The sequence below is a fragment of the Ruminococcus albus 7 = DSM 20455 genome (assembly GCF_000179635.2).
GTDB lineage: Bacteria > Bacillota > Clostridia > Oscillospirales > Ruminococcaceae > Hominimerdicola > Hominimerdicola alba.
Window position 1 is genome coordinate 1,358,398 of sequence record NC_014833.1, and the last position, 19,857, is coordinate 1,378,254.

At 43.7% G+C, this 19,857-nt stretch carries 23 protein-coding genes; 17 read left to right on the forward strand and 6 right to left on the reverse strand.

Going from position 1 to position 19,857, the window contains the following annotated elements; genetic code table 11:
• Positions 1 to 101: 101 nt before the first annotated feature.
• The 7 genes from pflB to yicI all read left to right on the forward strand — a co-directional run bounded on the left by pflB (position 102) and on the right by yicI (position 8,446).
• Positions 102 to 2,222, forward strand: a complete 2,121-nt coding sequence (gene pflB / locus RUMAL_RS05955) for a formate C-acetyltransferase (RefSeq protein WP_013497866.1) — start codon at positions 102 to 104, stop codon at positions 2,220 to 2,222.
• A complete protein-coding gene (locus RUMAL_RS05960) occupies positions 2,212 to 2,457 on the forward strand; it encodes a hypothetical protein (RefSeq protein ID WP_013497867.1) in 246 nt (81 codons plus the stop codon). Before pflB ends, RUMAL_RS05960 begins: the two co-directional genes overlap by 11 nt.
• An 18-nt stretch (positions 2,458 to 2,475) precedes the next feature.
• Positions 2,476 to 2,727, forward strand: coding sequence for an autonomous glycyl radical cofactor GrcA3 (grcA3, locus tag RUMAL_RS05965; protein ID WP_013497868.1), 252 nt, complete (start codon positions 2,476 to 2,478; stop codon positions 2,725 to 2,727).
• A gap of 125 nt (positions 2,728 to 2,852) precedes the next feature.
• Positions 2,853 to 3,674, forward strand: coding sequence for a DUF3592 domain-containing protein (locus RUMAL_RS05970; protein ID WP_157865474.1), 822 nt, complete (start codon positions 2,853 to 2,855; stop codon positions 3,672 to 3,674).
• A 12-nt stretch (positions 3,675 to 3,686) separates the two neighbouring features.
• A complete protein-coding gene (gene pflA, locus RUMAL_RS05975) occupies positions 3,687 to 4,433 on the forward strand; it encodes a pyruvate formate-lyase-activating protein (RefSeq protein WP_013497870.1) in 747 nt (248 codons plus the stop codon).
• A 101-nt stretch (positions 4,434 to 4,534) separates the two neighbouring features.
• Complete coding sequence (locus RUMAL_RS05980; protein ID WP_013497871.1) at positions 4,535 to 5,797, forward strand: CapA family protein; 1,263 nt, start codon at positions 4,535 to 4,537, stop codon at positions 5,795 to 5,797.
• A gap of 303 nt (positions 5,798 to 6,100) precedes the next feature.
• Positions 6,101 to 8,446 (forward strand): alpha-xylosidase, encoded by a 2,346-nt coding sequence (yicI, locus tag RUMAL_RS05985; RefSeq protein WP_013497872.1) that lies wholly within the window; start codon positions 6,101 to 6,103, stop codon positions 8,444 to 8,446.
• Positions 8,447 to 8,490: 44 nt separating this feature from the next.
• Here the strand turns inward: yicI and RUMAL_RS05990 are convergent, their stop codons facing one another.
• Positions 8,491 to 9,291 (reverse strand): mechanosensitive ion channel family protein, encoded by an 801-nt coding sequence (locus RUMAL_RS05990; RefSeq protein ID WP_013497873.1) that lies wholly within the window; start codon positions 9,289 to 9,291, stop codon positions 8,491 to 8,493.
• A 437-nt stretch (positions 9,292 to 9,728) separates the two neighbouring features.
• Here RUMAL_RS05990 and RUMAL_RS05995 point away from each other — a divergent pair, with 437 nt between their 5' ends.
• The 10 genes from RUMAL_RS05995 (at position 9,729) to RUMAL_RS06040 (ending at position 16,519) form a co-directional block, all read left to right on the forward strand.
• On the forward strand, positions 9,729 to 10,148 hold the full coding sequence (locus RUMAL_RS05995; RefSeq protein WP_013497874.1) for a hypothetical protein: 420 nt from the start codon (positions 9,729 to 9,731) through the stop codon (positions 10,146 to 10,148).
• 4 nt (positions 10,149 to 10,152) lie between these two features.
• Positions 10,153 to 10,527, forward strand: a complete 375-nt coding sequence (locus RUMAL_RS06000) for a hypothetical protein (protein ID WP_013497875.1) — start codon at positions 10,153 to 10,155, stop codon at positions 10,525 to 10,527.
• A 10-nt stretch (positions 10,528 to 10,537) separates the two neighbouring features.
• The gene (locus RUMAL_RS21715) at positions 10,538 to 10,696 is read left to right on the forward strand and encodes a hypothetical protein (protein ID WP_013497876.1); all 159 of its coding nucleotides are present in this window, start codon (positions 10,538 to 10,540) and stop codon (positions 10,694 to 10,696) included.
• A 76-nt stretch (positions 10,697 to 10,772) separates the two neighbouring features.
• Entirely contained in the window at positions 10,773 to 11,306 is a 534-nt protein-coding gene (locus RUMAL_RS06005) for a hypothetical protein (protein WP_013497877.1), read from the forward strand.
• Between the two features lie 86 nt (positions 11,307 to 11,392).
• Complete coding sequence (locus RUMAL_RS06010; RefSeq protein ID WP_013497878.1) at positions 11,393 to 11,869, forward strand: hypothetical protein; 477 nt, start codon at positions 11,393 to 11,395, stop codon at positions 11,867 to 11,869.
• Positions 11,870 to 12,441: 572 nt separating this feature from the next.
• Positions 12,442 to 12,609, forward strand: coding sequence for a hypothetical protein (locus RUMAL_RS21720; RefSeq protein WP_154662852.1), 168 nt, complete (start codon positions 12,442 to 12,444; stop codon positions 12,607 to 12,609).
• Positions 12,575 to 12,889 (forward strand): hypothetical protein, encoded by a 315-nt coding sequence (locus tag RUMAL_RS06020; RefSeq protein ID WP_028504360.1) that lies wholly within the window; start codon positions 12,575 to 12,577, stop codon positions 12,887 to 12,889. Before RUMAL_RS21720 ends, RUMAL_RS06020 begins: the two co-directional genes overlap by 35 nt.
• A 160-nt stretch (positions 12,890 to 13,049) precedes the next feature.
• Positions 13,050 to 14,360 carry a class I SAM-dependent methyltransferase gene (locus RUMAL_RS22830; RefSeq protein WP_013497881.1) on the forward strand — a complete coding sequence of 437 codons (1,311 nt, stop codon included), beginning with the start codon at positions 13,050 to 13,052 and terminating at the stop codon, positions 14,358 to 14,360.
• A 422-nt stretch (positions 14,361 to 14,782) separates the two neighbouring features.
• Positions 14,783 to 15,250 carry an OadG family transporter subunit gene (locus tag RUMAL_RS06035; RefSeq protein WP_013497882.1) on the forward strand — a complete coding sequence of 156 codons (468 nt, stop codon included), beginning with the start codon at positions 14,783 to 14,785 and terminating at the stop codon, positions 15,248 to 15,250.
• Between the two features lie 27 nt (positions 15,251 to 15,277).
• The gene (locus tag RUMAL_RS06040; protein ID WP_013497883.1) at positions 15,278 to 16,519 is read left to right on the forward strand and encodes a sodium ion-translocating decarboxylase subunit beta; all 1,242 of its coding nucleotides are present in this window, start codon (positions 15,278 to 15,280) and stop codon (positions 16,517 to 16,519) included.
• A 217-nt stretch (positions 16,520 to 16,736) separates the two neighbouring features.
• Here RUMAL_RS06040 and RUMAL_RS06045 read toward each other — a convergent pair whose 3' ends face one another.
• The 5 genes from RUMAL_RS06045 to RUMAL_RS06065 form a co-directional block, all read right to left on the reverse strand.
• Positions 16,737 to 17,072, reverse strand: a complete 336-nt coding sequence (locus tag RUMAL_RS06045) for a GNAT family N-acetyltransferase (protein WP_080557266.1) — start codon at positions 17,070 to 17,072, stop codon at positions 16,737 to 16,739.
• Positions 17,073 to 17,078: 6 nt separating this feature from the next.
• Positions 17,079 to 17,954, reverse strand: a complete 876-nt coding sequence (locus RUMAL_RS06050) for an IS1595 family transposase (protein ID WP_013497884.1) — start codon at positions 17,952 to 17,954, stop codon at positions 17,079 to 17,081.
• A gap of 83 nt (positions 17,955 to 18,037) precedes the next feature.
• Positions 18,038 to 18,286, reverse strand: a complete 249-nt coding sequence (locus tag RUMAL_RS06055) for a hypothetical protein (RefSeq protein ID WP_193384653.1) — start codon at positions 18,284 to 18,286, stop codon at positions 18,038 to 18,040.
• Positions 18,287 to 18,512: 226 nt separating this feature from the next.
• Positions 18,513 to 18,908: an HAD family hydrolase gene (locus tag RUMAL_RS06060; protein WP_242837758.1), complete on the reverse strand. Its 396-nt coding sequence runs from the start codon at positions 18,906 to 18,908 to the stop codon at positions 18,513 to 18,515.
• Positions 18,909 to 18,998: 90 nt separating this feature from the next.
• Positions 18,999 to 19,817 carry an AraC family transcriptional regulator gene (locus RUMAL_RS06065; RefSeq protein WP_013497886.1) on the reverse strand — a complete coding sequence of 273 codons (819 nt, stop codon included), beginning with the start codon at positions 19,815 to 19,817 and terminating at the stop codon, positions 18,999 to 19,001.
• Between the last annotated feature and the right edge of the window lie 40 nt (positions 19,818 to 19,857).

Genomic DNA, 19,857 nt, shown 5'->3' on the forward strand with positions numbered 1-19,857 from the left:
GCAGATCGTCCGAACAAAACCGCGGCATGAATGATAGGGCAGCTTTCGTCTGAAGCGGGAGCTTTTTGTTGTTGTGCTGCATAGTTAGGGAGAGATGTACAATGGAAAGAAATTGGTTCGATGAGGAGTGGAAAGGTTTCAAACCCGGCAGATGGTCAAGCACCTCTGTCAATCTCAGAGACTTTATCCAGAAGAATTTCACACCTTATGACGGTGACGAAAGCTTTCTCGCAGGTCCTACCGAGGCTACTAATAAGCTTTGGGAACAGGTGACAGAGCTTTCAAGACAGGAAAGAGAAGCAGGCGGTGTGCTTGATATGGATACAAAGATAGTATCCACTATTACCAGCCATGAAGCAGGCTATCTTAATAAGGATCTTGAAAAGATCGTAGGCTTCCAGACAGACAAGCCTTTCAAGCGTTCACTCCAGCCTTTTGGCGGACTGAGAATGGCTCAGGCAGCTTGCAAGCAGTACGGCTATGAGGTGGATCCCGAGATAGTAAAGATATTCACTGAATACAGAAAGACCCATAACCAGGGCGTATTCGATGCTTATACTCCCGAGATGAAGCTGGCAAGACACGCAGCTATACTGACAGGTCTTCCCGATGCTTACGGCAGAGGACGTATCATCGGTGACTACAGACGTGTAGCACTGTACGGTGTTGACTACCTTATAATGGATAAGAAGGATCAGCTGGATAATTCTCTTGTCAGAATGACTTCAAAGAACATCAGACTGCGTGAGGAACTGGCAGAACAGATCAGAGCACTGGGCGAACTGAAAAAGCTGGGTGAGATATACGGCTGTGATATCTCCAGACCTGCAAAGAATGCTCAGGAAGCTATCCAGTGGCTGTACTTCGGCTACCTTGCAGCTGTCAAGGAGCAGAACGGTGCAGCAATGTCACTGGGCAGAACTTCAACATTCATTGACATCTATATCCAGAGAGATATTGAAAGCGGTGTGCTGACTGAGGAAGAAGCTCAGGAACTGGTAGACCACTTCATTATGAAGCTCAGACTGGTCAAGTTCGCAAGAACACCTGAGTACAACTCACTCTTCTCAGGAGACCCCACATGGGTAACAGAGTCTATCGGCGGTGTTTCTATTGACGGTGTGCCTATGGTCACAAAGACCTCATTCAGATACCTCAATACCCTGAATAACCTGGGTCCTGCACCTGAGCCTAATATGACAGTACTGTGGAGCGTTAAGCTTCCCGAAAACTTCAAGAAGTTCTGTGCAAGAATGTCCATAAGAACTTCTGCTATACAGTACGAGAACGATGATCTGATGAGAGCTACCCATGGCGATGATTACGCTGTTGCTTGCTGCGTATCCTCAATGGTAGTAGGTAAGGAGATGCAGTTCTTCGGCGCGAGAGCAAACCTCGCAAAGTGCCTGCTGTATGCTATAAACGGCGGTGTTGACGAGCGTCTCGGTGTTCAGGTAGGTCCTAAGTACCGTCCTGTTGACAGTGAATATCTGGACTTCGATGATGTAATGGAAAAATATGATGATATGATGGAATGGCTGGCAGGTCTGTATGTAAATACCCTGAACGTTATCCACTTCATGCACGATAAGTACAGCTATGAAAGGATACAGATGGCTCTCCATGACAGAGATGTAAAGAGATACTTCGCAACAGGTATCGCAGGTCTTTCTGTAGTGGCTGACTCACTCTCTGCTATAAAGTACGCTAAGGTAAAGCCTGTCCGCAAGGATATCGAGATCAGGGACAAGGCAGGAAACGTTGTAGATGTAGCAAGAAACGTTGTTGTTGACTACATCGTTGAAGGCGATTTCCCCAAGTATGGCAATAACGATGACAGAGTTGACAAGCTGGCTGTTGATATCGTTAAGAGATTCATGAACAAGATAAGAAAGCACCACACCTACCGTGACGGTGTGCCCACCATGTCCATACTGACTATCACATCTAACGTGGTATACGGCAAGAAGACAGGTTCCACTTCCGACGGCAGAAAGATAGGCGTGCCTCTCGCACCGGGTGCTAACCCCATGCACGGCAGAGATACTCACGGTGCTGCTTCTTCACTGGCATCTGTTGCTAAGCTGCCTTTCAGACACGCACAGGATGGTATCTCCAATACATTCTCCATCATCCCCGGCGCACTTGGCAAGGACGATGAGATGTTCGTAGGCGATATTGATATCGCAAGCATTGCGGAGGATCTTAATAATGGCAATTAAAGCTTCACTTGATGAAGACGGCAAGGTCAACGAACTTGTCGAAATGATAGACAGGCTGATGGCAGGCGGCGAGGGTCATATAAATATTGATGCCGAAGCTCTGCTTAAAGCCAAGCATGAGGGTCAGGACGCTCCTGAAATGACCGTTCAGACCTTCAGATCAAATGACTGCGGAACGGGAGCGTGCTGTCAGCCAAATGAAAAAGCGCCCGATGAGGACGACGAGGAACTGTGATAGAAAGGAAGGATAAATATGGCAAATTTTGAACCTACCGATGCACAGGTGGATAACCTTATAGGTCTGCTTGACGGATATGCAGAAAAAGGCGGTCATCACCTGAACGTTAACGTGCTCAACCGCGAGACACTTCTGGACGCACAGGCACACCCCGAAAAATACCCTCAGCTGACAATAAGGGTATCGGGATATGCAGTTAACTTCGTTAAGCTGACAAAGGAACAGCAGGACGATGTTATCTCCAGAACTTTCCACGAGAGTTTGTAATTAGTATCAAAACCGACCGGCAGCTATGTCGGTCGGTTTTATTATTGACTTTTTTTGGGGGGTATGATAAAATATAATCGTCAGTAAAACATATATATAAATTAAAGGAGATAATCAAAATGCAAATGAGCAGAGAACAATTTGAACAGCTGACAGGCGAAAGACTTCCGCGTGATCAGGAACTGGTCACCCGCGGTGATATGGTACCGCAGAACGGTCAGCCTATGGGCATGAATGTTCCGCAGGGTCAGCCTGTGCAGTTGGGACAGAACACCCTCCTACCCGAACACGTTCCCGATAAGCAGTTCAGCCTGAAAAGCTTTATGCCTCTGTTTATTGGTATAATCGGACTTCTGACAATAGGCAGATCATCAGGCGGTATGGCAGCTATGTGCCTTGGCTTCGGCACTATGGGTACCGGCATACTCTGCCGCAGAGAAATGGATGCTTATAAGCCTGAACGCAGGGCAAAAGCTCTGATGACAGCTATCGGAGGAGGTATAATAGGTCTTGCCGGACTTGTATCGCTGTTAGTACCCTCGCTGTCACTCCACGCGGCTGCATATTCACTGACACTCAGCGGACTTATGCTGGTTGCTGCACCGCCGATAGTCAGACGTTTGAAGCTGCGCCGCTGTACCGTAAAGACAAGGGCAGTATGTATAGGCAACCGTAAGAAGAGAAGCTCGGGCAAGCATCATAATATGGTATACGCGCCTATATGGCAGTATATAGCAGGCGGAAGAGCCCATGTTGCTTATGATGAAGTATATACCAGCCCAAAGCAGTTCAATGAAGGCGAAGGTACGGATATAATGGTAAACCCAAATGATCCCAAGGATATCTACCGCGGCAGTGATCCCACGGCATGGATACTCATGGTGTTCGGTGCACTGATGCTGGGCGGCGGTGTGATAAGCGTATTAAGACTTCTGGGCATAATTTAAGGAGATGTTTTGATGACGGGACGTATCCATTCGGTGGAAAGTTTCAGCTCGGTAGATGGACCGGGCAATCGCTTCGTTATATTTTTTCAGGGCTGTCCCATGAGGTGCCTTTACTGTCATAATCCCGATACATGGCAGACAGACGGCGGCAGGGAAGTCACAGCAGAGAAACTGCTGGGAGAGTATGACTCAGTAAAAGAATTCCTCAAGGGCGGCGGCATTACCTGTACGGGCGGTGAACCGTGTCTGCAGATCGGATTTCTGACAGAGCTGTTTGAAAAAGCAAAGTCAAGAGGTATAAACACCTGCCTTGATACAAGTGGTATAACCTTTAAAAAGTCTGATACTTCAGCATTTGACAGATTGATAAAGTCTACCGACCTTGTAATGCTGGATATAAAGCACATCGACCCTGTTGTGCATAAAAAGATCACAGGACATGATAACGGCGGTATACTTGCCTTTGCGGAGTACCTCAGTGAAAAAGGGATACCCGTGTGGATAAGGCACGTAGTTGTCCCCGGGCTTACCGATGATGAGGACAGTCTTAACAGACTGGGACATTTCCTTGCACATATAAAAACGCTGAAAGCTCTGGATGTTTTGCCATATCATACACTTGGCAGGCATAAGTATGAGGAGCTGGGTATTGATTATCCTCTGGGGGACACCCCTCCAATGACAAAGGATGGCGCGAAGCGTGCAAGGGATATCATCATGCGCGGGCTCAAAGATGAACTTCGCATAAAACGTCAGTAAATAATTGTGATATCAGCTGAGTTATCCTCGGAGGGCTTTACTTTTGCTTTGTTATATGGTATAATACCTTTATGTAATCAATTCCGAAACGGAGGATAATAATGCATTTGAGAGCAAAAAGGTTCGCTGTGCTTATGTGTGCTGCTGTTATGGCAGTATGTACAGGCTGCGCGAGCATGGGCGTAAGAGATACTGAGGGTCTGGATAATGGCAAGGAACTCGCTGCTGGCAGGGAGAAAATGCTATCCCAATCAAAGAAGAAAGCTGATGAGGAAACTACCCCTGACGAGGAGCAGACTGACAAGCAGCCAATACCCGAGGGTCAGCCGTCAAATGTTGTCTCCCTGCTTTGCGCAGGTGATAATCTGGTGCATGATAATATCTATAATGAAGCATGGCACAAGGGCGGTGACACACATTACGATTTTACTGATGCATACCGTAATGTGGAGCGTTATCTTGACGGTACGGATATCGCCATACTGAATCAGGAAACACTGGTGACCGATGATTACGGTCCACAGAGCTTCCCGATGTTTGCCACACCTACAGCTAACGGTGATCATATGGTGGATATCGGTTTCAATGTAATATCCATGAGCAATAACCATGTATTGGATATGGGCGGTGACGGACTTATCAGCAGTCTTGATTACTGGGACAGCAAGGATGTAGTCCATTACGGTGCTTATCGTGACGAGGCAGACAGCGAGAATATCCGCATTAAGGAAGTAAACGGTATAACTTTTGCTTTCCTTGGATATATGGAGCATACCAACGGTTATTATATTGAAGACGGCGAGCCGGGCAAGGTGATATACCTTGAAAATGAGGATATAGTTGAACGTCAGGTAAGGGCGGCTAACGAGCTTGCTGATGTTGTTGTAGTAAGCTGTCATTTCGGCACCGAGATAGAAAATGAGCTGAATTCAGTTCAGGAAACAATGGCGCCCAGACTGGTAGAATGGGGAGCAGACCTCATTATCGGAACACAGGCGCATACCATAAACACCTGCAATTATATCGATAAGCCCGACGGTGGAAAGGCTTTCTGTTACTACGGACTTGGTAATTTCATATCGACTATGTATGATCTGCGTGCACCTGTAGGTATCATAGGTAAACTGAATGTCGTGAAGGATCCCGAAACAGGCACTATCAGCTTTGAAAACGTAAAGGCTATACCTATAATATCCCACTTTGAAGCTGAAAGCTATGACGGTGACTGGTATAACTGTGCTGAGTATCCCTATAAGGATTACACCGACGATATGTTTGAGAAAAACTATATCGAAGGCTTTAACAGGCAGTGTGTAGAGGATTGTCTGAGCTATATCCCCGATGAATTCCTCAGTATAGAGTAAGTTCAAGGCTGTGTGACGTAAGATCATGCAGCCTTATTTCTATGATGAATAAATACAGCAATTATTATTAATAAAAAGCTTTCTGTCTGCTGACTTTCAAGGAATAATATACATATCAAATCAATTCACTGAAAGTTAAGCCGGATAATCAATAAAAGAATAAGAATATTACACATCGCAGTTTTTTTCTATTGCTTTTTTAGGCAGAATGTATTAAAATATATTACAAGAGAAGTAGCACAGAAAACAACTGATGCTTTCATTTATTTATATTATTCAGACTTATCAGGGAGGTATTCGCCAATGAAATTTGCTGACGGATTCTGGCTCAATCAGAGAGGTTATGAGGTCAACTACATGGTACAGGCGTACGATGTGGTTGAAATAGAGAACGGATTCATGGTAGTGGCAACACCGTTTTCGGGCAAGGAGAGATACAAGCTGCTGGGCAGTGCAAATCTTGAGATAACTTACACTTCTGAATTTGAAAATGTTATAAGGGTGAATATGACTCACCACAAGGGATACAAGGATAACGGACCCCATTTTGTACTTAACAAGGGCAGTTTCAAACCTGTTGTTAATATAACCGAACATGAGGCAGTGCTTGTATCCGGAGATACTAAGGTAGTAGTATCGAGAGATGACTGGAATGTTTCATATTTTTATAAGGATAAGAAACTCACAAGCGGCGGCTGGAGAAGCACAGGTGTTATCAAGGAGAGCGCATTCAAGCAGCAGGCGAGAATGGCTGTTCAGGCTGATGACACTTTCTGGAGCTATCCCGCTGACCCTCACAAGACTTATATCAGAGAACAGCTTGATACCTCCGTGGGCGAGTACTTCTACGGTTTCGGTGAGAAGTTCACCACTTTCACCAAAAACGGTCAGAATGTTGAGATATGGAACGCCGACGGCGGCACCTGTTCCGACCAAAGCTACAAGAGCGTGCCTTTCTATGTATCCTCCCGCGGCTACGGCATATTCGTAAATTCTACCGATAAGGTCAGCTTTGAGGTCTGCTCGGATACAGTATCAAAGGTAAGTTTCACCCTGCCGGGCGAGAATATGGAGTATTTCGTATTCGGCGGCGAGAACCTCACCGAGGTAATGAAAGGTTATACCGACCTTACAGGCAAGCCCTCACTTCCTCCTGCATTTTCCTTCGGTCTGTGGCTGACATCCTCCTTCACCACAAGCTATGATGAAGCTACCATTACAGGCTTCATAGACGGCATGGCTGAAAGGGATATACCTCTCCAGGTCTTCCACTTTGACTGCTTCTGGATGAAAGGTCTGGAATGGTGCAATTTCGAGTGGGATACCGAACAGTTCCCCGACCCCGAAGGTCTTCTGAAAAGACTTCACGAGACCAAGGGCTTGAAGACCTGCGTATGGATAAATCCCTATGTTGGTCAGCGTTCACGCCTTTTCGATGAGGGCATGGAACATGGCTACTTTATCAAGAATACCGACGGTTCGGTGTTCCAGTGTGATGAATGGCAGCCGGGTATGGCGATAGTTGACTTCACCAATCCCGATGCCTGCAAGTGGTACGCAGGATATCTCCGCAAGCTGTGCGAAATGGGCGTTGACACATTCAAGACCGATTTCGGCGAAAGGATACCCACCCGCGATGTGGTCTACCATAACGGTGCCGACCCTATCAAGATGCACAACTTCTATACATACCTTTATAATGAGTGCGTATTCAATGTGCTGAAAGAGTACTACGGCGAAAACAAGGCGTGCTTGTTTGCAAGGTCTGCTACCGCAGGCGGACAGAAATTCCCCGTACACTGGGGCGGCGACTGCTCAGGCAATTACAATTCAATGGCAGAAGTCGTAAGAGGCTGTCTCAGCCTTTGCATCTCGGGATTCGGTTATACCTCCCATGATATGGCAGGCTTTGAAGCTACCGCTACCCCCGATATCTACAAAAGATGGGCGGCATTCGGTCTGTTCTCCACCCATTCAAGACTTCACGGCAACCAGTCCTACCGCGTGCCGTGGCTGTTTGATGAGGAAAGCTGCGATGTTTTGCGCTTCTTCACCAAGAAAAAAGGCGAGCTCATGCCATACATATGGTCGCAGGCTATCAAGACCCATGAGGTCGGCGTGACTATGATGAGGGCTATGGTCATAGATTTTGCAGATGACCCTGCTTGTCTGACTCTTGACAGACAGTATATGCTTGGCGATAATATCCTCGTTGCCCCCATACTCAACGAAGATGGCATAGCCCAGTACTACGTGCCCGAGGGCAGATGGACAGATATCATCACAGGCAAGGTATTCGAGGGCGGCAGATGGTACACCCACAAGTGCAGCTATTTCGAGATACCTGCCCTTGCAAGACCTAACAGCATAATCGCTTACGGCAACTTCAAGAGGGATATTGAGTACGATTATCTGGACGGTACCAACTTCACCATATACGAACCCGAGGACGGAAAGACTATTCTTTGCCCAATATACGACACCGAAACCAACAAGGTATTCGAGCTGAAAGCAACCAGAATCGGCAATAAGATCGAGTGTGAATATACCGATACAAAGGCAGGCTTCAGGATAAGTGTTGCTAACACCGATAAATGTGCTGAAGTCACCCCCGCTGCAGGAAACGGCAAGGTCATCATCGAACTGTAACAAAAGAAAAAAGCTCGGAGAGCGTTATGCTTTCCGAGCTTTGCTTATTTATCTTTCATATGCACATCCAACTGCTCAAAAGGAATTTGTATACCGTTTTCATCAAAGGCTTCTTTGACTTTCTGCAGCATATCCCAGCGTGTCTGCCAGTAATTCTCGGTCTTTACCCATGAACGGGTGAGTATGATAACAGCATGAGTGCCGTGTTCACCGATGACTACCAGTGGCTTGGCAGGTACCGAAAGTATCCTGTCATCAGCCTGAAGCACACCCCTTACGATCTCCATGACCTTCTTGTGATCCTCCGAGTAGGATATGGGGAATTTCAGTTCGATACAACGGTTCTTTTCAGCTGTGCAGTTTGTCACCGAACTTTTTGAAGCTATACTGTTTGGGATATATACCGCCTTGTTTTCAATGGTATTCAGCTTTGTATAAAGCATGGTTATCATATCAACAGTACCTTCATCGCTGCCTATGGTTATGTAATCACCACAGCGGAAGGGTTTGGCGAACAGTATCAGGAATCCTCCTGCAACGTTTGAAAGGCTGTCCTGCAAAGCAAGACCTATGGCGATACCGGCAGTTCCGATCGCTGCAAGTATAGATGACATAGGTACTTTCATAGCTGAAAGCGCACTAACAGCCACGATCACGGTTATTACCACCTTGACCATGGACATCAGGAATTTGTGTACCGTAGCATCAACGTGTTTTAACTTCAAAGCTTTGCCCATGAGCCGCAGAGTAACTGTCTGCGCTAAATAGCCGCCTGCAAGGATTATACACGCAGCCAGCAGGTTGGGCAGCATATCTTCAAGACGTATAAGAAATCTGTCAAGCATATTATCACCTCATAATTATCAGTTATTTTTAGCCTGTGTCGAACTATTTATACAGGTATTATAGCATAAATTTTATAAAAAGTAAACCCGACGAGAAAAAATATCGCAGCAACAGTGCCGTAAATTAATCAGATACTTTCCGGTAATACCAACAATGCGAGGTCTATACCAGACGGTACGAGCGTGTACCATTGTATATGACTGTATTTTCTGATATGCGTAAAGATTGCCGGCTCATAGACCCGAGGACGAGGTATGACCGCCCGTAGTACGTCCATATAAAATCAATCACCCGCTAGTGTTTTAGAAATCTGCCTTTTCGTAATTTAGTAAAAAAACATCGTTTTTCGATAAAAAAGTATTGACAAACAGCCTGAGGTGTGTTATAATGATGTCACGTTAAAAATTCAAGCAAATTTCTAAAATGGAGTGATGATATGATGAAAAATTATTCGCTGGAGATAATTGATGGTCTGATATGTTCCATGTTTTTTAATGCCACTGTGTTTCTGGGTGCCGCGATCTCATTAACAGCTATTTATATTTGCTGTGCTCTTTTTGGCATATATTTCCTTTGGAGAGTGCTCTGTTATAATTCAATAAAGCCTTTTCTGGTCTTTTTGGTTTCGGGTGCATTGTTTACCGTAATAGGGTTTGTGCTCTCGCTTTTTATACCGGTATTCTATTTTCTGTTTACCATTTTTCATCCCCATTGCGGAGAGCCAAATGCTGGCGACGGATTAGGCGTGCTTATCAGTTTATATTTCCATGCTGATGTATGTATAGCAATTTCAATGATCGGAGCTATCAAGATCATGATCAAGAACAGGATAGCAAGTAAAAAACAGATGGAGTGATAATATGGAGAAAAAATCCAATAAGACGCTCATGTACGTTTATGTCATTTATGTTCTCGCTGTTTGCTGCTTTGCAGTGTACTATTCGTGCTTTCGCATCGATTGCGAGCGGGTGAGCGAGGAATTTTGCCTTGACCTTACCGACTATGTGAAGCTTGTGAGCTATAAAGACGACAGTTTTCTTATTGCGATAGACACTGAGCTTGTTGTCGAAGTCGATGACGCGGAGAGCTTTATGAGAAACAACATAAAGTGCGGTATCGAAAAAGGATACCCCGGAAGCGGAGAAGATTACAAATACAGCGACGGCAAACTGATATACATAAGGATAGTACCGTTTGACGGAAAATATCACGTTCATTTAAGTCACAAGGAATAAGGAGAAAATTATGAAACAGTCAAAAAAACGTAAAATTGTTAACATAGCGATCTTCGCCGCAATTCTCATGGGCAGAGGCTTTTCTTGGGAAGATATCTTTGCATACGCCGCAGGAAGCATACTCAACGTCATCGCAGCGTTTTGTCTGAGAGCTTTTCATACAGACTGACTAATGCACCATGCCGTGTGAAGAACCAAATACGACCGTAACGCAGTACGTTTACAGATAGAATAGGAGATAACTTATGATATATACAAATAGACAACGTTTGAAGAAAATTATTCGTTCAGTATTAGCAGTGATCTTGTTTTTATATCTTGGCTTTATGGCTTATGGCATAATTATCCATACAGTGTGTGGTAGGAAGCTTCATGAAAAAACGACCTTTACCGATCAGGAAAAAGAGATTCTTTGGTCAGAGTTAGGCTTGGAATACATTGATCTGGATATAAGCAAAGCATATTACTCATATTATAACAGAGATCATAAAAGAGTTGTAGAACTGATTGTTGTTTCAGAAGGATTTGACAGCATTGACGAGGAAATCGAATATTTAAAACAGTTCAAAGGGAATGAAAATGTCCATCAAGGACAGGAAAACTACAATATATACGGTATAGCATATAATACCGACAAAAATCATAGTAATCGATTGATAGAATGTACCACTTACAGAGAAGAGAAAGGAAAATACTACCTGAAATTTATTAAAAATGAAGCTGAACACAGTGGAAATAATACTATTTTATATGAGGTGTTTGGTTTTAATGATGAATAATAATGCTTTATATTGCTTTTGACAACCAAGGAATTAAATACTTACACGGCATATATTTGTAATGGGGAAACGAGGAGATGTATTATTTGAAGAAGACTACAAAGAATGTAAAATTGACGAGAATGGTTATAATGCTGGTCCTATTGATTAGTGCATTTGACATAGCATGGTTCTATTATCAGAAAAATATAAAATACTACCGAATTGATAATTTATCAAGTGATTCAACCGAAAAAATTTTACGAATGATCGGCATAGATAATTTGAACGGAGAAAAAGCAGTAGCCATCGAAACCAGAATGCATTCCGGTGATGGGTATAATCTCATTGAAATGAAAATTGACGATATCGATTCGTTTGTTGAAAATAATGATGTAATAGAAACTGTAATAAATGTCAATTGTAATTTATGGGATAGAAACTCAAAGTGTTATCCTAAGAATTGTAATTATTGCGCATTGATTATTGATGATAATAAATACTACATTGCAGTTAAAAATCATAGACCTGAACATGGAACGGAACTAATGGATTATTTTTTTGAACTATATAATAATTTGTGATCAGCCAGCGTAATGAGTAAATCTCAAATTCTGTGTAAACACTACTATCGTTTGAGGAAAGTTCGCGAACAAAATGTATGGAACCGGCACCGTCTATTGTGCCATTGGCTGTTCCTCGCCCTAAAGGGAGAACTGTTACTGCGATGAATTTTCGAAATCAAGGAGGAGTTAAATGCTACACCTATAATGATAACGGAAAATACTACCTGAAATTTATTAAAAATGAAGCCGAACACAGTGGAAATGATACTATTTTAGATTAGGTGTTTGGCATTGATGATTCAGGCAAATAGTAAACCAGATCGCTTCCAAGCTATACCAAAAATACCACTCGTATCGAAAATATGCCACCGTATACGGTCGTATAATTTCGTATACCGTGGTATATCTGTTGACAACCTGTGAACATTGTGGTATAATCTGCTTGGATAAAAATGATCATCACAGCCAAAGGAATGAATATTATGCGCAGATATTATGCGAAATTTTGTGATCACTACGAAAGCTTACAAACAGAGACCGCTTGGCTTAAACTGTTTGTACCATACTTTTTATGGTGGACGTTCTATCTTGTGGTACTTTTACCCATCATCAAGTATATCATTGAAGTCCTCATAAAGCACAAGGAATACAGCGGAAACAATATCGGTTACGCCATAGCCGTATCACTGTTTTTCAGTGTCGCTGTGTCGGGTATAAAAAGCTATGGCAATCGTAAAAAGAAAAAATCAGAACAATAACTCTGATATGAAAGGAAAGATCATCATGCGCGGTTACTTCAAAAAACTGGATGCTGAGACCAACTGGTTTAAGATGTTTGTCCCGATATTTATAATAATGACAGTCGCACTTTTGATACTTTTGTCTGCCATTGGATATATCCATGATGCCCTTATCATGAATAAAGCTTTTTCAGGAATAAATGTCAGCTTTGCTGTCTGTGTAGCCCTGATATTCAGTGCTGTTTACGCAGGTATCGTAAGTTCTTCAAATCTTAAGAAGAAGCAGGACAATAAATGATAAGACAGCCCTATGCCCCGAAGTTTTTCGCTTCGGGGCATTTGTTTCATATACATCTTGAAATCCCGATCAGAATGTGTTATAATATGATCATGAGTTTGTTTAGCCTAACCACAAGACATTTATAACAAATAATTATTTAGGAAAGAAAGGATAGATCATGACAAGTAAAGAGTATAAAGAACTGTCGGTCAAGGAATTCACCAAAGCCGCTGAGATCTACGAATCTGACAATGCAGGTGTATATAATATGTGCAAGAAAGATTATCCCGATGTGTTGGCGGAGATCGAAAAAGAACCGTTTAATGACCTACTGGACTGCGGCTGCGGAACAGGTCCGATGCTGACGCTGCTGCACAGGAAATACCCCGACAAGCGTTATACGGGTATCGACCTGACTCCAAAAATGATAGAAATTGCCAAACGAAAGAAGATGAAAGGTGTGGAACTGGTAGTCGGTGACTGCGAAAACCTGCCTTTTGATGATGATTCTTTCGATGTGGTGATCTGTTGTGAGAGCTTTCATCACTATCCGAATCCCGGTGACTTTTTTTCAAGCGTTTATCGTGTTCTTCGACCTAATGGCAGGCTGATACTTCGCGATATGACAATGAGTTCGGATGCAGTGCGGTGGTTCTGCAACAATATTGAAATGCCGCTGATACATCTTGCAGGCAAGGGTGATGTACGTATCTACGGCAGAGAGGATATCCGGAAGCTGTGCAAAAACGCGCGACTAAAAATGGAATCCTTTGAAAAACGGGGCTTCTGCCGTATGCACTGTGTCGCAAGAAAGGTGCAGAAGACTGAAGATCAGTACGAAAGCATTGAAAGCTCCTATAAGAAGTCACGAAATATATATGACGATGTACTGACACAGGATAAATGGTGGAGCAAGCTGTATATGAATTTATTCTGGAATGGTGTGGACGACAACAAGATAGCGGAAAAGGTTCTTTCGTACATCCCGGATGATTTTTCGGGCAGACTGCTGGACGTGCCGGTAGGAACTGCTGTTTTCACACACAAGAAGTATTCATCATTGAAAAATGCAGATATAACCTGCCTTGACTACAGTGAGGATATGCTTGCGCAGGCTCGTGAACGAATGGGCAATATTGATAATGTTAAACTTGTGCAGGGGGATGTCGGAAAACTACCCTACAGGAACGGATCATTTGATATTGTACTCAGTATGAACGGATTTCATGCTTTCCCTGATAAAAGTGCGGCTTTTCGTGAAACTTTCCGTGTACTGAAAAAGGGCGGAAAATTCATAGCTTGTTTTTACATAAAGGGTGAATCAAAGATAACTGATTGTCTTGTACGAAATTTCCTCGCCAAAAAAGGCTGGTTCACACCGCCTTTCGATACAGTTGAAAAGCTTAAAAGACGTTTGCAAAAGGTCTATGCTATTACTGATCTCAGAGTAGAAGGCTCGATAGTGTACTTTTGTGCGGTCAAAAGATAGTGATGTGTTTTTCAAGGACGGAAAAATACGGCATATAACGCCAAGACCTTGGAACATTGATCTGATATGAAGGGCTTTGCAGATAATGCAAAGCCGTTTTCTTTGTCTTATCAAGAGCAATATGTCTGTGATCATTTATCGAAAAAGACAAGCATAACAAAAACGGCGAAAATACGCTGAGAAAAAATATAAAAAATAGTCTTTTTCTACCGGATGAGACCGAATAATTATGAATCAGACAGATAAAGTTTATGCAAAATACTTCTTTAGTGTCGCCGGATTCCCCTATAAACCGACGTTTTACTGTGGTACTTCGGAAAATATTAAAAAAAATAAAAAATTGCTGAAAAGGTCTTGTAATTTTCTTGGATTTGGTGTATAATCAATATGTATGTTGAATAAATTCTTGGAGGAGTTTTTATATGAGTGATTTACAATTCATGTTTGCTCAGTTGCTTTCCAGCAATATCCCGCCCGACAAGACCGACCTCGGCGGCGAGACTATCGCATCGGTAGTTATCACGGGTATTTCCGTGGTGTTCATGGGTCTGATAATCCTGATCCTGCTCGTAACGCTTTACGGCAAGATATTCGAGGGCATCAACAAGAGCGCGGAAGCTAAGGCAAAGGCAAAGGCAGAAGCCGAGGCAGCTGCAAAAGCAAAGGCAGCAGAAGCCGAAGTCAAGGAAACACCTGCTCCCGCCCCCGCACCTGCACCCGCAGTTGAGGATGGTATCGAGGAAGAGGTCGTTGCGGCTATCATGGGTGCTCTTTCCGCTATGTATGCGGGCAGCGGCAAAAAGCCCGTGCTCAAAGGCGTAAAGGCTGCAAAGCCGAGAAGATCTGCATGGTCTGCTGCGGGCATAATGGACAACACCCGCCCGTTTTAGCTTTGGAAAGGAACGTGATCTGATAAAATGGCTATAATTCAATCGTTTTGGGACACCCTGGTCCAGCTGGCGCAGGAGTCGGGCTTTGCAGGCTTCTTTGCTGACGGCGGCTGGAAGAACATAATAATGATACTTATATCATTCCTGTTCATGTATCTCGCTGTGGGACGCGGCTTCGAGCCCTTGCTGCTTCTGCCGATATCCTTCGGTATGCTGCTGACAAACCTTCCCGGCGCTGAGATGTATCACCCCGAGTTCTGGGAATACTATAAAGACTACAAAGAAGATGCAGGCACGGTAAATGACCACTACATCGACTATCAACGAATACTTGAACACGGCGGACTATTGGATATACTCTACATGGGTGTTAAGCTACAGGTTTATCCTCCGCTGATATTCCTGGGCATCGGCGCTATGACCGACTTCGGTCCGCTGATCGCTTCCCCCAGAAGCTTTCTCCTCGGTGCTGCTGCACAGGGCGGTATCTTCTTCACCTTCGTAGGTGCTGCTGTACTCAACCTGAGTGCTGCTGACTGCGCTTCCATCGCCATCATCGGCGGTGCTGACGGTCCTACATCTATTTACGTATCTTCACAGCTGCTGACCGGCAACAGTTCCAACTCCGTTGGTACTATCGCTCTTGCAGCTTACACCTATATGGCTCTCGTGCCTATAATCCAGCCGCCTATAATGAGAGCGCTGACCACCAAGAAAGAGCGTTCAGTAGTTATGGGTCAGCTGAGACCTGTTTCCAGACTTGAGAAGCTGATCTTCCCCGTACTGGTTACACTTATCATCGCTCTGATGATCCCATCCGCTGCTCCTCTGGTAGGTATGCTGATGTTCGGTAACCTGCTGAAAGAAAGCGGCTGCTGCGACCGTCTTGTAAAGACTGCTCAGAACGAACTGATGAACATTATCACCATCTTCCTGGGTATTACTGTTGGTGCAACAACTCAGGCTGATAAGGTAATCTCCCTTGACTTTGGCAAGGTAATGCTGCTGGGTGTAGTAGCATTCTCACTGGGTACTGCTTGCGGACTTCTGCTCGGTAAGCTGATGTACATCCTCACAAAGGGCAAGATCAATCCTCTGATCGGTTCTGCAGGCGTTTCCGCCGTACCTATGGCAGCACGTATCTCCCAGAAGGTAGGTCAGGAAGAAGTTCCTACCAACTATCTGCTGATGCACGCTATGGGTCCTAACGTTGCAGGTGTTATCGGTTCCGCCGTTGCTGCGGGCGTACTGCTTGCTATAGTTAAGTAATATCATCTGATAAATTATCAAAGGTCGATACTTCGCAAGAGGTATCGACCTTTTGGGTATAATGTAAGCGGAGGATGATAAAAAGTATGCCCATATAGAAGTTTTGCCCCGAAGCATTTCAAAGTGCTTCGGGGCATTCGCATTATATACAGTAGCTAAGCTGATCAGAATTTGCGGTCACAACAAAAAGCGATAGAAATTCCAATTTATGAATAATTTAATCTCTCACAGGGCATATCATCTGAAGGTCAAACGGTTCCTCTTCAGCAATTTCTTTTATAGGGTCACTTGCCAGGTTACTACCCATTGCTCTGTAAAATGCGATCGTCTCCTCTGAAGAACAAGCAGATATGTACAAAGCTTCTGCACCGTTTTTTCTTGCTTCATCTTTCCCTGCTTCAAATAATCGTCTGCCAATGCCTTGTCCTCTGCATTCAGAAGACACCTGCATCATATCAAGGATCATGTACGGACCATATAGCTGCTTTAACAGACCTATAAAACCAACAACTTTATCATTTTCTAATATGGTTATCCCCTTAACACACCACAAGTAAGATCACTGCACCAAAGCAGCCAAAAGCCTTAAATACGCACTGTTTCCCAGCTTACGACGGTTGAATTTGTAACAGTATTCGGCAGCATATAACGCTGTGTGGATCTTTTCGTTTCCGTGGTAAGTTCCCATGATCATTGCTTTGAAGTTTGATATAACTTTATGCATCCAATTCAGCTGACCGCTTGTCGGATCATATGTTTCAAAAACATGGAAGTATTTCTGTGCCAACGGTTTCTTGTAACTTCGAGCATTATCACTCTCGATCTTCGAGCCAGCGCGGATATTATCCCTGGCAAATCTACCCACAGTTATACCCTTTAAATTCGGCACATCTCTCATTTTAACGTACTCGGGATTTCCTGCTGCGTTCTTCGATAAAGCTACGATCATCTTGACTTTTTCAGTACCTCTGCCGCGCTTTTTACCGTGAGTCGGAGCACCGAGATACGTGTCATCAAGTTCAACGATTCCGTCGAGCAAATAGCGTTCTTCACGGCATTTCATAGCTTTTCTGATGCGGTGAAGGATGTACCATGCAGTCTTGTAGGTCACCCCCAAAGACCTCATCAGCGTAACAGCAGAAACACTGCATTTGTTGCTCATAATGAGGAATGCGGTGACTATCCACAGTCTGAGCGGAATATGTGTTCTGTGCATAAAAGTTCCGTTTGTGGCGGATATATCTGCTTTACAGAACTTGCAGCGCAGCAGATGGCGTGACCTTATCCTGCGGTACTCAGAGCCACCGCAAAACGGGCAGGCAAAGCCCTTTTCAAAGCGGATATCAAGCAGAAAATCCTTGCAAAAGCTTTCATCTGCGAACTTTGAATATATCCCATCAAGTGTGATCTCAGGTTTCGGAAATCTTTTTGACATAGCGACAGCTCCTTTCGTTTCCTGTCACTATTATACTATATTTTCCGGTTTTTGAGGTCTGTTTATTTGGACAGCATTGTAAATTATCTGTGGTGTGTTAAAGGGATAACCATGTTTTCTAATGCTATGTATGTAATATGATCATCGCTGCTTATTTGCTTTGCTACAAATCGCTTTTTGTTCAGATCCCAATCCTCGGTATATTTGCATTCAACCAATGAAAAGTCTCCGTCTATTCTGCGATATACCTTATTTACATCCTGTTTTCTGTTATATAAATCCAATGATTCTATACAGAAATTTGTATCTGATAATAATTCAATTTTAATCAAATGATAAACCTCCTTATGTTATATGCTTTACTTTTTTGATTCATTTGCATTATTATCGTTTTCATACGCAACACCTCTTTCACGTTCGTAGCCCGATTTATGTTAGTGATGATTATAGCACAATAACGCTGCGCTGTCAATAAAAACGCCATAGTATTTCTGACCTTGCATCAGAAATACTATGGCATAAAACTTCTATATGAGCGCCGTCCTTATGTCCTCCGCTTTATTGTTTTTCATTTCTATTCCTGATCTTTGCTATCTCGGCTTTTATCTTTTCAGCCCATTCATCGTCCTGTTCACCGACTGTAAAGACCCTGAAACCATAAGTCCTGCCATTCTGGGCAACGGATATATCGTCATCTATATGCAGGTCGATACGGTATTTACTGGGATACTTTGATGGCATACCTTCAGCGTGGTCTTTCTGGACTTCATCAGCATGGCGCTGACCGTTGACTACCTGATCGGGCTTTATGCCATAGCAGCGGAAAAGTCCGCGTATATACCTCTCAGAACGGAATGAAGTGGTGTAAATCCAAAGTTCGATGCCCTCACTTTGGATATAGTTCATCAGCTCTACTGTGCCTGCACGAAGTCTCTCCTTGTAAATATACTTCATAGGGAACCGCAGAGAAGGTTCCACTTTGAATTTTTTTTTCTGATACGAACAGTGTATCATCAAGGTCAAAAGAAACTTTCATAATCGCTCCTAATCTCGTGTGAATTCCTTGCGGTATTCGCCGGGAGTGACCTCTTCATATCTTTTGAAAAGCTCGCAAAGGTATCCCGGTGTGCAGAAACCTGTTTCCACAGCGATCTGTTCGATAGGCTTTTCGGTGTTGGCGAGAAGTGTTTTGGCTTCACGGATACGGCGCTTAGCTACGTATTCTGTTGGACGGCAATTCAGTGATTTTCTGAAAAGTCTGCACAGATGCTGCTTGCTTACGCCGGATACATCGCATAGCTGCTCAAGTGTGATCTTTTCCTGGTAATTGCGGTTTATGTAATCAATAGCCTTTACAAGCGGCCCTGATGGTCCACTGCCTTCATACTCTCCTGATACTACTCTGTAAAAGTCGATCAGGAAATTATAAAGAAGACCTGATGCGCGGTAGTTGCCGAATATAGTATCATATCTGAGCGCTTCATGCATCTTCATAAAGCCTTCTTCCAGTACATTTATGTCGCTTAATCTGAAAACTCTCGGCTCGGTCATGCCGAATTCTTTAAGCATACGGTCATAGCCATAACCACCGGCAGTTATCCAGTGAGTATCCCAGACATCTCCTGTGGTGTAGTATTCATGCGGCACCTCAGCAGGCAGGAAAAATCCCATGTTAGGGGAGATACGGTAACTTGCACCGCCTACGTTCAGCATACCGCTGCCCTTGGTGCAGTAGATCAACTGCGGATATCTGAAGCCCTCAGGTCTGCTTACATGAGATTGATATTCATTCTTACCTATCGTTATTATGTATATTGGCAGCCTTGTTTCGGTGCCTATTATAGGATAATCGTCAAAGAACATAGTGTGTAACCTCCATAGGTTAATATTGTTATATTTATAA